Raw genomic sequence first — 13,536 nt, 5'->3', positions numbered from 1 at the left:
CGGGGAGCTGGAGAATGCTGTGATGATCGAGTGCTTCAATCTGCGGGGCGTGTATACCAACCCGCTCTTCGAGAGCGGCAATCAGGAGCGCGAACTTACAAACAGATACTATGGTTGGAGAAACGGCCTCGACGCACAATATTCGAGAACACGGAAGCTGCTAGAAAATTTCAAAGCGGTGGGATGCCCGACGCAACTGATGAAGATGATCAGGCGAACCGTGATCGTATGAGGCTGTATCCATGAACTCCGCCGCGGCAAAACTCGCGATCGCGCATCAATAGACAGAGTATTCACTGTATTTTGGGGGTTCACGTTTTACTTCGTTGGATCCGCACGATAAATAAATAAATGGTGAACGAATGAGCAAAGAACTCAACTTTCGTGTTTCGGCCAAAACCGCTCGGCTAATCGGACGAGAAAACGTTTCAGCCGCTGATGGTGCAATCTCGGAACTGGTGAAAAACTCGTATGATGCGGACGCTGCGGTTAGCGTCGTCGCATTCCTTTCTAGGTACAGATCGCTCCCGCAGACTTTGCCAGCTGAAGAACATCGATGGCTGCTGCAGCGCCATCCGGAAATGGCGATTTATTTTGAGATAAAGGAGAAGGCGTTTGCCGTTCGCCCCGATCTTCCGGAACAGGACCGCGAAATTCTGGAAACCGCCGTCCTACGTATTCGCGACCTCTTCATCCTCGATAACGGAAAGGGCATGTCTGCAGATGCTATAATCCATAGCTGGATGGTAATCGGCACGAATTTTAAGGAAAAGAATGATCTTTCGGATGGCGGGCGAACCCGAACAGGTGCCAAGGGAATTGGTCGGTTTGCTCTGGACCGCCTCGGCGAGAAGAGCCTTGTGGCTTCGCGGGCTTTTTCGCAGTCCGGCATCCTTGAAGGTCTGACCTGGTCCGTTGACTGGGGCGCGTTCGAAGATGAAGGTGCCGTACTCGACGACATTAAAGCTGTACTTGATGAAGGTACTGACGATTTTACAACAATCGTGAAGCGCCTTCTTGGCATTCAGCAGATCGCCTCTGCACTCCGACAAACGAGCGAAGCCGAAGAGGAAATTACTCAGCCAGTAATATGGGAAACAGGTACCTGTATCCAGATTTCTTTACTCCGTGACGATTGGAACGAGACCGGTATTGAAAACCTGCGTCACGCACTTGGTCTGCTTGTTCCACCGGATGAACAAGCCTCATTCAGGATCGTGATGTTTGACGAAAGCCATCCCGGCGAGGACGTCGAAGTGACATCCGAGGTGCTACAAGACTTTGATTACAAGATCGAAGCAACCGTTCGAGAAACTGGCAACGTCGAAATCTCGATCTGGCGCAACGAGCTGGACACAAGTAAGCTCTCAGATCCGCTCTTTGAGCGGCGGGAGATGAAGAAATTTCCGTTCAACCGCGAATCTTTTTCCAAGCAACCAGTCGAGTACACCAAAACCCTCGCCGAATTGTTTGGCGCAAAGAATAAGGAGCTGTTAGGCGCCGCCAAGCAAATTGGGCCCTTCTCGGTCAAGCTTAGGTTTTACAAGCTCACACTGGGTGGGAAAGACGATCAACGCAAATATCCCTATCGTGCATTTCAGCCAGGACCTCGCAAAGATTGGCTGGATAGGTTTGCCGGCATCAAAATCTACCGCGACAACTTTTTTGTACGGCCCTACGGCGAGGTCGGCAGTAGGGCGTTCGACTGGTTGGGGTTGGGCGGAAGACGCGCGGCAAACCCCGTCCAGCCTTCCCGCAAGACGTGGCCCGTGTCACCGCAAAACATTTCAGGGACAATCAGCATATCCCGAAAAGCAAATGCCAAGCTCGGTGATCAATCAAACCGCGAAGCTATCATTGAGAATGACGAATTTAACGCATTCAGGGAGATCGTGCTGCGGCTTATCCGTGAATTCGAACTCGATAGAAGCACCATCCTTGCTAATCTACTTGGGCTTTACAACGAAGAGAATGGCTCTGAAGATTTGCGCCGCGAAGGTGAGCGGATTGCCGAACTGGTCGTTCAGGCTGCCGAGAATGCAGGTAAATCGAAGCAATCGACTCCGCCGAAACTAGCCACGGCCCCAGACTATGAAAGGCTCACACTGAGTAGAACAGTCAAGGTCCAGAAGCAGGAGCTCGAGGAAAAACTTGAGGAGCTTATGGCCCTTCAGTCGCTCGCTACGCTCGGCACCGTACTCGTTTCATTTACTCACGAGATGGGTCACATGCAGAATGCGATGGGCTCAAGGTCGAAAGCGTTGGCAGAGATCTTGGAACCCTTTATCCCGAGAGAAGTCGCCGCGAAAGAGAAACCGGCTTTCAATCCTTATGTTATGCTGGACGAGTGGGCGGGCGAGGATAAGAAAGTCAAGCAGTGGTTCTCCTTCGTCTTGAACTCCGTTCGGCCGGAGCGCCGAAGGCGCAAACATATTAACTTACGAGATCACCTTAGCGGCCTACCGTCCGAGTGGGAGGGTTTCCTTAAGCCAAGGCACGTTCAACTCCAGGTTACCCACGATGGCGTACCTGACGCTACGATACTGGCCTTTGAGATCGAGCTTGACAGCATATTCCACAATCTGATTCTTAATTCAGTGGAAGCTTTCATGGAGGACGACAGGCCCCAAACCAGCCGCATCATCACTTTGCATACGTCACTGGAGACAGGGAAAGATTTTGTTATCGAGTATAGCGACAACGGGCCTGGCTTGGACCCATCAATCACCCGCCCAAACGACATTTTCGAATTCGGCAACACGACCAAAAAGAGCGCATCTGGAAAAACTGTCGGCACTGGCTTGGGAATGTGGATTCTTGAGTCGATCGTACGCAAATTTGGCGGGATAGCGGATGTTAAGAGTTCAACGGGGAATGGTTTCAAGATAGAAATTCGGCTGCCTGCATCGCGAGTTGAAACAAATGACGGAACTACTTTACATTGACGAAGAGCCCGCACAGGGCAACATGGTCATCAGGGCAGCTGTCCATTCGGGCTTTTTTGCCAAAGAGAACGTCGATACCGTGACGCCCGTCGCCGATATTGACGAGATGATTGACTACATCCTTGAATCCAAGTGCAAAGTACTGATTTCAGATTACCGGCTCGGTGACAAGATGCTCGGCATCCCCTATACGGGCCTTGATCTCATCAACGCCTTTCAGAAGCGATTTGACGGTTTTCCATGCTTTTTGACGACTAATTTCGTCGGCGACGCGCTGAATGAACACGTTGAAGTCAACGTAATCTTCCCAAAATCGGACCTGGAACCGGATAAGGAGAAAAGCGAGTTGCCGTTCTTTCACCGTGTCCGAGCCAAAATTGAAGAGCGCGACGTGGTAACGGCGGCGAAGGAGCAACGTTTTCAGCTGCTTCAGAACAGAATGAAAATAGAAAGCCTCGGTGCTGCGGAGGTGCAGGAGCTCCTCGAGCTCGACGACTTTTTGGAGGGGATGATCAACAAGGTGGATGCCGTTCCTCGTTTGCTTAAGCAACAGGCACTCGAGCCGTTTGACAAATTAATCGATAGTGCAGAGAGGCTGATCGAAAGAATCGAGCTTGAACTTGCCGCCTCACAGAACCCGCCGGAAAAAAAAGACTAATGGCAAGAACTCGCATACCTGTCCGGTCGACACCGGCACCGCAAACAAATTACAGGCTTTACAAAACCGACCTCCGCACCGACTTCGAGCGTCAATGTGGATATTGTTCGACGCCTGATTATATCCTTGGTGGGCGCTCGGTCTACCATATTGATCATTTCGCGCCACACTCAAGGTTTCCCACTCTGAAGCTCGTTTATGGCAACCTTGTCTACGCTTGCGCCTATTGCAATCGATCCAAGTCCAACAAGTGGATAGGAACTATTGCGACGGTTTCGCACGATGACACACAAGGCTTCGTCGATCCGTGCAGTCCCGACTTTGACCTTCACATTGATCGTGACCAGGCTGGCAGATTTGTTTCACGTACAGCTGTAGGCTCCTACATGATTGAAAACCTCCGCCTCGACCTTCTGCGCCATCAGCATGTGTGGCAATGCTTGAAACTTACCGAACTGCGCGAGCGCCTGCGATCGATTAAAGAGAAAGTCGGGGACGTCAGAGATAGGCTTGAACTCTTGGAAGCAATCGATGTACTGACGCAGGCCTACGAGCGATTTCGAGAACAGATTGTTGAAGGCTGACGTTGATAACCGAAGGGCACATGGCGTTGTATACACGCCTCAAACGGTGGCTGATGCCATTGTTGCAGTTAGCCACGCCCGATCAACACGCATTGCAACCGCGCTGGAACCTAGCTGCGGCGATGGTGCTTTTTTGCACGCTTTGCGCGAGCGGTGCGGCCCTGGAACGCACCTTACAGCTGTAGACATCGACGCGAAGGCGCTACACGCGGCCTCGGCCGTTGACGCCTCCACCGAGCTTGTTCTTCAGGATTTCCTCGTCTTCGCCGAGTCTCCAGAGAGACAGAACAAATATGATCTAATCATTGGAAATCCTCCATACGTTCGGCGACATAATTTCAGTGATCCGTTGAAGCAAAGCGTGGCCTCGCTGTCAATCAAGACCGGGTATCCGCTTGGCCAGTTGAAAAACAGCTGGGCTGCCTTCGTGGTCGCTGCTCACGGGCTCCTCACGGAAGAGGGTACACTATCCTTCGTGGTGCCCTATGAACTCATCACCGTGGCCTACGGAAAGTTCCTTCGCGATTGGCTTGCATCGAGGTTCCGCCGCATCGATATTTTCATCCCTGATGAAAAAGCTTTCAAGAAAATTGACCAGGATGCTGTAGTCCTACTTGCGACTAACGCGCCCGGCAACGTTAGCGGCGTCAACTTGTGCAGGGTTTCTAGTCTTGAGGAACTCTCTTACAACGATCATGCGGAACCAGCTCAAGCTAATGGCTCGATCGAGGATAAATCGTTCCTACTCAATGCTGAGACAAGGGAGTTGCTTCACCGACTCCGCGTCGATGCTAAGTGTATAGGTGACGCCTGCACCAGCGTCGCAGGTACAGTGACTGCAGCAAACGACTACTTTATCCTTTCACATAAGGACGTAGACTCCTACGAACTCTGGCCTTGGGCTCGGCCAATTTTGAAGAAGGGTGCCCTCGTTTCGTCAATGCCCATTTTCGAAACTGAGCACTATAGAGCTCTGACGGCGACGGAACCCACTTATCTGATTGATTTCTGCAAAGCAGGATCCCCACCACTGGACGATCGTGCCACCAAGTATATCGAACGAGGGGAGCAGCTGGGCTTGAACGAACGGTACAAGTCTCGATATCGTACTCCTTGGTACAGGATTCCAGTTGTCGCGCCGACCGAAGGACTCTTTTTCAAGCGGTCACATCGACTCCCCAAGCTATGCATCAACCGAGCAGGTGTTCTGGCAACTGACACGGCGTACCAAGTCAGCCCAAAAAATGATCACACCATGGAAGGCATCTGTTTCTCATTCTACAATTCATTGACTGCAGTTTTCTGCGAAATCGACGGTCGCTTTTATGGCGGAGGAGTTCTTGAACTGACTCCCAAGGAGTTTCGTGGTCTGCCTCTGTGGTATCGGCAGCCTAATCCTGCCGATTTTAGAGAGTTCGAGCTGGCCTTTGGGACGCCAGGCGAGGTCATCTCACTCGGAGACCGCCGTTTATCGTTTGAGCTTAAGCTTACGTCTGCAGACAACGAAAAGATCTCGAACGCTTTGAGCACCCTGCAAGATCATCGCTTGAGACATGGAAGGGCGCCAGCGATCAACAAACAGTAGCTAATGAAAACGGTGATAAGTCGCAAGCAAATCCCTAGCGATGATCAGTTCATCGGCCTGTGAATATCGTGGCCGGCTTCGTAGAGGACAGGATCCTCGCGAACGGACAAGTTCGCCATCAATCACTTTACTCGGGGGGATCCAAGTGCGTTCAAGGGAAGGCGATGGAATGTCGACACGACCATCCCGGGCCACACCTTCGTTGCAAAGTGGTAGCCCATCCCAACAAAAGCCCCGCGGCCGTTGCCACCGCAAGGCTCCTTGAGGTGAGCGGCGAGTACTGCCCTCTTCTGTGACATCGTGGGCTGACCTGTTCCACAAAGTTTCAATTGACCGTTTCCGATGGCGAGGCGACACTTGCACCTGGAGCGAGGGCAGGAGGAAAACGATGGACGACACAGATCGCTGGCGCGACATGGCAAGCGCACCGAGAGACGGTAGCCGGATCCTCGTCACGATTCGCCCGTCCGAACAGGGGCCGGCGGAAGTTGACCTCGCCTATTGGTCGAATGGCGATCAGTTTGCTGGAGAAGGCTGGCGCGCCTCGGATTCCTCACCCGGGCACATCATCGAATATGCCGAGCCGGAATTGAAGTGTTGGATGCCGATGCCCTCGGCCAATCGCACCTCGATGCCCTCCCCTTGGGAAGGCGACGATGAGCAGGAGCTCTACGGGTCGGGGATTTAATAGATCGGGCGCCAATCACATTGCCGGCGACATGCCTTAGGCGCCTACGCTGCGCGCACCCTGTCCCGGCCGCTTAACTTGGCGGCATAGAGTGCTTGATCGGCGCGGCGATAAAGATCCGACGCGCTGTCTGACGGGGCACAAGCGGCGATGCCGGCAGAACAGGTGTAGCTGAAGTCGGGCGCTTCAGGCAGAGGCCGGGAGAAGCGGATCACCGTCAGCATGCGCTCGACCATGGCGATGGCTTCTTCCGGCCCCGTTGCCGGCATCACCAGAACGAATTCCTCTCCGCCGACCCGTCCAAAACAATCGTTGCGGCGGACACTCTGATGGATGCGATGGGCAAAATCGCGGAGCACGAGATCGCCGGCGTGGTGACCGAGCCGGTCATTGATGTGTTTGAAATTGTCGATGTCGAAGACGGCAAGGCAGCCGTTGCTTCCATGCTGGGCGGCCGCCAGCATGTCGTCGACGCGGGCCATCACAAAGCGGCGGTTGGCGACGCCGGTGAGTTCGTCGGTGTAAGACGCCTTGATCGCCTGGTCGCGATCTTGCCGGACGATCCTGCCATGCGCCCGCAAACCGGTGATGTCGCTCGCAATGCACAACATCCAACCATTCTTCTGGACCGCCTCGGTCATCCAGAACCATCGGCCATCATAGAGGTCCGTCTCGAACGCGCGATAGCCGATCTTGCCGCGGCGCGACTGTGTCGACCGTAGCCACTCGTCGAAATTGCTCGTCCGGATGACCGTGCCTCGCGCGAGCTCGAAATTGCGCCGCATGAGATCCGGCCAGAGCGGCGTTTCATCGGGCTCGATGAAATAGACCGAACGAAAGGCGCTGTTGGCGTATTGCAGCCGGTCAAGATCATCATAGACCGCGATCAGCGTTTCGGTGTCGCCAGCAAGGTGCAGAAGCTGTTCGAATATCTCGTCCACACCGAACCCTGTCTGGTTGCCTTGGTATGACATGGCGGAGAAACTTTATGGGAAAAGAGCCAGTCCGCAAGCAAAGGCGCCTCAAGTGATTACGCAAACGTCAACGCACGGCGTTTTTCAATCGTGATTGGACAACGGCTTCGACCTGAGCGACGCTGTTATCGGGAGGCGGACCATCTATTTTTCCGGAGATAGGAGGCCGAAATGGAACAGTACGCATTAGACCAGTTGAAAAGCATCGCAACGGTCAGCCCGACCTGCAAGCGCCTTGAAATGACCAGGCGCGAACGGCTCGAACGGTGGGCCGAAAGTCTCGAATGCAGCCCCAGACCGTTCCTCAAGACACTTCACGAAACCGAATATCAGCCGATTGCCGATCGGCTTGCTCTCAGGGATGACGGCACCCCGATTTCCGTTGCATTCGCTGATCCCATGCTGCGGGCGGCAGGAATGGAAAATGACAGCTATGGAGAAGCCAAGCGGTTTTTCGAACTCAGCGATGAGCAATTGCATGATCTGGTGTGCTTCTGCCATTTCGGTGAACGCGTCAGCGCGGCAGTCGTCGCTCGCCGCTTGCGGAAGATGGCAGGATCCAAACCAAGCGGGTTCTTCGCTCAGCTGCGTGCGTTCTTTGGCTGATTGAGGCTAAGGGCCACTCGGCGCTGTAAGGCTGGCGCTCGCCGCCGTGGTGAAACGGTCGCCACGGCAATCGGCAGGTCGCGATTACTGGCAATCTCCAGTTGCTTGGCGGTGGCGTCATCGCCAACAAAACTGGGGTGGATCTTCGTAACCTGCCTGGCGGAACACCAATGGCTGGGAATGCTGGCGGTTGAGCCGTTGCGGCAGAGACCAACTGACCGATTTTGATGTGCCTTCGATTGGGGTGCAAGTGCGCTCAATGAAGGGCGATGGAATGCCGACCCGCCCATCTGGCCTTCCCTTCAAATCCAGACGGCTCAATCTCACGCGAAATCCGGTACGACACCAAAAAGATGAGCCCGAAGCAATACGACCGGGCATGCGCATGCGTTGCGGTTACAAGAGGGCAGCTCATGATCCAGCCGCAGGCCAGATAACGGATACATTTGCACCACCGCACGAAAAGCTTGCATGCAAGCTATAAATCGGATGTCCTGAGAAAGGCTTCTGTGGTGTTGGGCGACCCGGCATGAAAACCCTCGACGCGAGAATTCGGTTTACAGGTGAGCGGCGACAGGTCACTGCCCTTTTCTATGACATCGTCGGCTCGACGGAGCTCTTGTTGCGGAGCGAGCCGGAGAAATTCTTTCGCTCCGTGTCGGCATTACATCAGAGTGCCGAGACGATCATAAAAAAACATGGAGGCTTTCTTCATCAGCGGCTCGGTGATGGGGGATGCTGTTTCTTCGGATATCCCGATCAATCCGAGGATGCGGCTGAAAGCGCGGTACAGGCTTCGTTGGATTTGTTGCGCAGCGTAGCGATCGCAAAGGGCAAGGCGCGCGCAGCTTTCAGGCTGCGGATCGGCGTTGCTACGGGTCTTGTCGTCTTCTCCACGCAAGGAGACGAGATCGTCGGCACGGCACCCGTCCTGGCTGCTCGCCTGCAGGCGGAGGCCGAACCGAATTCCGTCCTGGTCGCAGATTCCACCGTTCAGCTCACGCGGCACAAGTTTGACTACAGCCTGATACGGAAGGCCAAGCTCAAGGGCTTCGAAGATGCGGTTGCGCTCTGGCGCCCGCAGGAGCGTGATCGATCAGCGTCTGAACCATCGCTAACCCATGAGTGGGACAGGCCGATAAGAGGCCGGGAAAGAGAGCTTGCCGCTCTTTCGAACGCCTGGAATTCAGCTCTCGACGGCAAGGGCAGTTCGATCACCGTGGTCGGAGAGGCAGGCATCGGCAAATCCAGACTGATCGGCGAATTCGCCCGCAGTCTATTGCAAACTTCGCACGAGACCCTGATCTTTCAGTGCGGCAGGCGCCTGGAGAGCCAGCCTCTGCACCCATTTATGTCGTTCCTTGAGAGGCTTGTGGCCGAACCCTCGGTTCTGAAGGATGGTGATAGGGGGGCTTTCATGCAGGCTCTTCAAACATCCGGCCGAGACGTCGACGCAGGCATCGTCGACACCATTCTCTCATTTACGTCAGACCGATCGCCGGCGACCTCGCGCAATATTCGCGTGTCGGATCTGTCGGGGCGGGCATTCAGACGGAAGGTCATCGAAGCCGCTGCCGACATCCTGACGTGCAAAGCCACCGGCGTTCCGACGCTCCTCGTCTTCGAGGATGTCCACTGGGCCGACGGCATGACGTTGGAGCTGATCGATCGGCTTGAATCGCTCGCAGGCAGGTTGCCGATCCTCGTGGTTCAGACATCGAGGATCAGGCGATCCCTGGCACTGGCGACCGAGATAGAATTATCCGGATTGGCCTCTGCCGCGGTTCGCGATCTCGTCGCCTCGGTCTGGCGTGAGCGTCCCCCGCCGGGTCTGTCCGATTTCATTCTGGATCAATGCGATGGCATGCCGCTCTATGCGGAAGAACTGGCCAACTTCTTCCTGGGAAGGCAACCCTTGGGCAAGGCCCCATCCGAATGGAAAGGGCTGCTTCTGGAAGGTGGCGTCAGCTCGCTGAATGATCTGCTTTCCGCCAGATTAGCGGCGACCGGTTCCGCACGACGCGCGGCGCAATTTGCGAGCGTCATCGGCCGCGAATTCAACATCTCACTGCTTGCCTACCTTCTCGACAGCCGGCAGACGGTGGAGGTCGCGGTCGAGCGGCTTGTTTCCCAAGGCATCATCGAGCCTTCATCCGCCACGCCCGGCTTCTTTCAGTTCCGGCACGTACTCACTCAGGAAGCCGCCTACAGCAGCCTTCTCAAAAGCGACAGACGACGCATACACAGGCGGATCGCCGAACTCCTGATCGGAGAAGCAAAACCCAGTCTGCCGGCTGCCATCGCTGCCTGGCAATGCGCCGAAGCAGGCTTGCACGACGCCGCCGCCAGGTTTGCCCTGGCGGCGGCCGAGGCGAGCGTTCTGCGCTCCGCCATGCATGAGGCGAACGTGTCGCTCGAGCTCTGCGCGCAGGAGGTCTACAGTCTTTCCCGGCGCCATCCAGATCGCACCGAACTGGCATTGGGCCTGCTCGAACTTCAGGGCGTCGTTGCGACCGCACTTGAGGGAGAGGGCTCGGAAAGCGCGCGCCGGGCCTATTCCCGCGCAATGCAGCTTCTGAGGAAACAGGCCTCGGCTGTTCGGTCGAAACATTTCCCGGTCTATTGGGGATGGTGGTTCACGGCGCCCGATATTCTGACGCAGCAGTCTCGCGCGCGCATTCTCGTCGGCGACATGCAAGCGGTCGAAGATCAGGAGGCGCGGCTTCAATCCTATCACTGCGGATGGGCGACGAGCTTCCATGCCGGCGAGCACGAATTCTGCCTCGATTGCGTCGCCAGAGGCCTTGATCTTTACGACCCAGAAAGAGCAGTCAGAAATCGCGCCTTCTTCGGCGGACATGATGCCAAGGTCTGCGGCTTGGGCGAGAGCGCCCTGTCCTACCTGCTTCTCAACGATGCCGATGCCAGTGAACATGCGATCAGACAGTGCCTGGACTGGGCGGCCTCGACCGATCATGCCGGGAGCATGGTTCACGCGCTCTATTATGCCATTGTCCTTCGCCGCTGCCAAAGCAGATATGACGATGTCCATGACCTCGGCGAACAAATGCTGGCGCTTGCCGAGCGACACGGCCTCGCCGCCAGCCAGGCGCGCGCCAACATGTATTGCGGCTGGGCGGAGCTGATGACGTCGTTTGCCGAACGGGGTGAAGAGCGTTTCCAACAGGGTCTGCTGCTCCAGCAGCAATTGGGCACCGACGATAATTTTTCCATGCACAGCGACATGCATGCGCAGGTGCTGCAGCGGCTCGGCAAGCCTACTGAAGCCCTGGCGACCATTCACAAGGCGATCAATGTCGGCCGCAACAGCGGTCAACGGTTCTGGCTGGCCGAACTCTACCGCCTCAGCGCAAGACTGAGACGAGATCTGAACGACCCTCCATCCTTGATAAGGAGAGACCTGACGAGGGCGGTGCAGATTGCCGACGCGCAGGGAGCGGCATGGATTCTGGTACGGGCCAAGCGGGATTTGGGAGGCATTGGTTGAGGATATGATCAGAGGGCGATCTTGCTGAACGGAGAACAACTCGAAAGAATGTTAGCGGCCCCGATTCAGCCGCTGCGTGATCCAATGGAGACCGTTCGCCGAATTCTCGAGCGGAAGCGGGAATTCGGTATCACGAGGCTGGGTTCCATTACCGAACTTGACCGCATCGGAATCCCGGTTGCTCAAGTCGTAAGGCCGTTGTCGCGTTCGGTGAGCGTGAACCAGGGCAAGGGTCTCACTCACGGGCAGGCCGCCATCTCCGCTCTCATGGAATCGCTGGAAGGGTGGTCTTCGGAACGCATCCCCACCGAGCGGGTCGAACTGGCGGGTTTCCGTTCCATGAACGGGCAAGGCTACTGGTCGCACCTCGCGGATGATGGGGAACGCGATGAGACACTTGCGTGGATCGAAGGCTGGGACCTCTTCTCGTCCAGGGCGGTGCCTGTACCGCTTGCCTTGGTTGACACCGCCTATACGATACCCTCCCCCCATCCCGGCTGGCTGCCGAGGAACACTACGGGCCTGGCGGCAGGAACAAGCTGGCGGGGGGCAATTGAGCATGCTTGTTTCGAAGCGCTCGAAAGGCACGCGCGTTGTGCGGCGATGAAAATACCGCACTTCTTCGACCGTTATCAAGTGGACAGTCGTTCCGTTCTTGCCGGAGCCGCGGGAGAGATAGTCGGCCGACTGCGTTCGGCGGGCTGCTCTGTAGGAATCTGGTCAATCCCGACGGAACACGGCCTCCCCGTCTATTGGTGTCACGTCATGGAGAGCGACCTACAGGCTCCTTTGGCCCCCTGGCCAGCGGAAGGCTTCGGCTGCGACCGGACCCACGACCGAGCGCTCGCCAAGGCGCTGCTGGAAGCATGTCAGTCCCGCCTCGGGATCATCTCGGCCGCGCGGGAGGATATGGCGGGACACATTTACCGCCACCAGGACGCTAGGGAACTATCAGCATGGCGACGGCGACTCGCCATTCCCGGACTGCCTTACCCGTCACCGGACGGGGCTGACCTGAATACCGATCCATCGCCGCTGCCGGTGGAAGCATTGCGACGCGCGGGGGCAGAGGCCGTCATCGTCGTGGCACTGTTTTCCGATGAAACCATACCACTCCATGTGGTGAGGGTTGTGACCCCTCCTCTCGAAACCGACCCGGAGTTCCAGAATGGGGTATGAGATCGTCGTGTTCCTTGGGCCTACAATGAGCGTCGCGTACGCCAGGGAGCACCTGGATGCATTGTACCTCACACCCGCGGGCAACGGGGATATCGTTAGGGCGGTGATCGAACATGCTCCCAGCGCGATCGCACTCATCGACGGCGTGTTCGGCCAGTCCCCGGCGGTGCGCCACAAGGAAATCCTCTGGGCGATGTCGCGCGGCGTGCGCGTCTACGGAGCCTCCAGCATGGGTGCCATGAGGGCCGCTGAACTGACGGAGTACGGGATGGGCGGACACGGCATGGTCTTCAGGTGGTACCGCCGGACCGCGCTCGCCGACGATGCGGACGTGGCGGTCGCGATGGCCCCCGCGCAATTGGGGTCCTTTCCCCTCGGTCACGCCCTCATCGACATCAGGCTCACACTGAAAAAGGCCATGCGTAACCGCATTATAGGGCGGCAGCTTCAAGTGACGCTGGAAAGACTGGCCCGCTCCATCCACTATACGGAAAGGAGCTTCGGGAAGCTAATTTCCATTGCGGCCGAGCATGGCATGTCCAGTCAGGAACTCCGCGTCCTCGATCTTTGGCTCGTGGACGGAAAGCGGAAGCAGAAAGAAGTCGATGCCATCGGTCTTCTTGCGCTCCTGTCGTCGAACAGTTTTGAGATGAAGAAACGCAGCGAGCCGAGGAGTTTTGAACTGACGGAGGCTTTTGCCTACGATATGGAATACTACAATTTGACGGATATATTATTGGACCCCGACCATCATTGATAGTTTTCTAATATATAGTATAGTCTCCACTTCGCCCGGCAAGGAAAACGGG

The 13,536-nt window shown here is 56.2% G+C and carries 10 protein-coding genes; 9 read left to right on the top strand and 1 reads right to left on the bottom strand.

Going from position 1 to position 13,536, the window contains the following annotated elements:
- Positions 1-362: 362 nt before the first annotated feature.
- The 5 genes from V8P77_RS09435 to V8P77_RS09415 all read left to right on the top strand — a co-directional run bounded on the left by V8P77_RS09435 (position 363) and on the right by V8P77_RS09415 (position 6,460).
- Positions 363-2,945, top strand: coding sequence for an ATP-binding protein (locus V8P77_RS09435; protein WP_335912005.1), 2,583 nt, complete (start codon positions 363-365; stop codon positions 2,943-2,945).
- The gene (locus tag V8P77_RS09430) at positions 2,923-3,603 is read left to right on the top strand and encodes a hypothetical protein (protein WP_335912004.1); all 681 of its coding nucleotides are present in this window, start codon (positions 2,923-2,925) and stop codon (positions 3,601-3,603) included. Before V8P77_RS09435 ends, V8P77_RS09430 begins: the two co-directional genes overlap by 23 nt.
- Positions 3,603-4,187, top strand: a complete 585-nt coding sequence (locus V8P77_RS09425) for an HNH endonuclease (protein ID WP_335912002.1) — start codon at positions 3,603-3,605, stop codon at positions 4,185-4,187. The genes V8P77_RS09430 and V8P77_RS09425 overlap by 1 nt, the downstream gene beginning before the upstream one ends.
- Complete coding sequence (locus tag V8P77_RS09420) at positions 4,174-5,772, top strand: Eco57I restriction-modification methylase domain-containing protein (protein ID WP_335912000.1); 1,599 nt, start codon at positions 4,174-4,176, stop codon at positions 5,770-5,772. Before V8P77_RS09425 ends, V8P77_RS09420 begins: the two co-directional genes overlap by 14 nt.
- Positions 5,773-6,160: 388 nt before the next feature.
- On the top strand, positions 6,161-6,460 hold the full coding sequence (locus V8P77_RS09415; RefSeq protein WP_130826308.1) for a hypothetical protein: 300 nt from the start codon (positions 6,161-6,163) through the stop codon (positions 6,458-6,460).
- Between the two features lie 44 nt (positions 6,461-6,504).
- Here the strand turns inward: V8P77_RS09415 and V8P77_RS09410 are convergent, their stop codons facing one another.
- Complete coding sequence (locus V8P77_RS09410) at positions 6,505-7,401, bottom strand: GGDEF domain-containing protein (protein WP_335912213.1); 897 nt, start codon at positions 7,399-7,401, stop codon at positions 6,505-6,507.
- A 204-nt stretch (positions 7,402-7,605) separates the two neighbouring features.
- Here V8P77_RS09410 and V8P77_RS09405 point away from each other — a divergent pair, with 204 nt between their 5' ends.
- The 4 genes from V8P77_RS09405 (at position 7,606) to V8P77_RS09390 (ending at position 13,484) form a co-directional block, all read left to right on the top strand.
- Positions 7,606-8,040 carry a hypothetical protein gene (locus tag V8P77_RS09405; RefSeq protein ID WP_335911997.1) on the top strand — a complete coding sequence of 145 codons (435 nt, stop codon included), beginning with the start codon at positions 7,606-7,608 and terminating at the stop codon, positions 8,038-8,040.
- A gap of 529 nt (positions 8,041-8,569) precedes the next feature.
- Positions 8,570-11,548: an ATP-binding protein gene (locus V8P77_RS09400; protein ID WP_335911996.1), complete on the top strand. Its 2,979-nt coding sequence runs from the start codon at positions 8,570-8,572 to the stop codon at positions 11,546-11,548.
- Between the two features lie 21 nt (positions 11,549-11,569).
- On the top strand, positions 11,570-12,727 hold the full coding sequence (locus V8P77_RS09395; RefSeq protein ID WP_335911995.1) for a YcaO-like family protein: 1,158 nt from the start codon (positions 11,570-11,572) through the stop codon (positions 12,725-12,727).
- Complete coding sequence (locus tag V8P77_RS09390; protein WP_335911994.1) at positions 12,717-13,484, top strand: TfuA-like protein; 768 nt, start codon at positions 12,717-12,719, stop codon at positions 13,482-13,484. Before V8P77_RS09395 ends, V8P77_RS09390 begins: the two co-directional genes overlap by 11 nt.
- The last annotated feature ends 52 nt before the right edge of the window (positions 13,485-13,536 follow it).

It is taken from the genome of Rhizobium aouanii, from assembly GCF_037002925.1.
Classification (GTDB): domain Bacteria; phylum Pseudomonadota; class Alphaproteobacteria; order Rhizobiales; family Rhizobiaceae; genus Rhizobium; species Rhizobium aouanii.
This window is presented reverse-complemented; position numbering and strand designations above follow the sequence as displayed.

Coding starts and splice junctions, on each gene's coding strand:
- V8P77_RS09435 (WP_335912005.1), top strand. CDS start 363: ATGAGCAAAGAACTCAACTTTCGTGTTTCGGCCAAAACCGCTCGGCTA.
- V8P77_RS09430 (WP_335912004.1), top strand. CDS start 2,923: ATGACGGAACTACTTTACATTGACGAAGAGCCCGCACAGGGCAACATG.
- V8P77_RS09425 (WP_335912002.1), top strand. CDS start 3,603: ATGGCAAGAACTCGCATACCTGTCCGGTCGACACCGGCACCGCAAACA.
- V8P77_RS09415 (WP_130826308.1), top strand. CDS start 6,161: ATGGACGACACAGATCGCTGGCGCGACATGGCAAGCGCACCGAGAGAC.
- V8P77_RS09405 (WP_335911997.1), top strand. CDS start 7,606: ATGGAACAGTACGCATTAGACCAGTTGAAAAGCATCGCAACGGTCAGC.
- V8P77_RS09400 (WP_335911996.1), top strand. CDS start 8,570: ATGAAAACCCTCGACGCGAGAATTCGGTTTACAGGTGAGCGGCGACAG.
- V8P77_RS09390 (WP_335911994.1), top strand. CDS start 12,717: ATGGGGTATGAGATCGTCGTGTTCCTTGGGCCTACAATGAGCGTCGCG.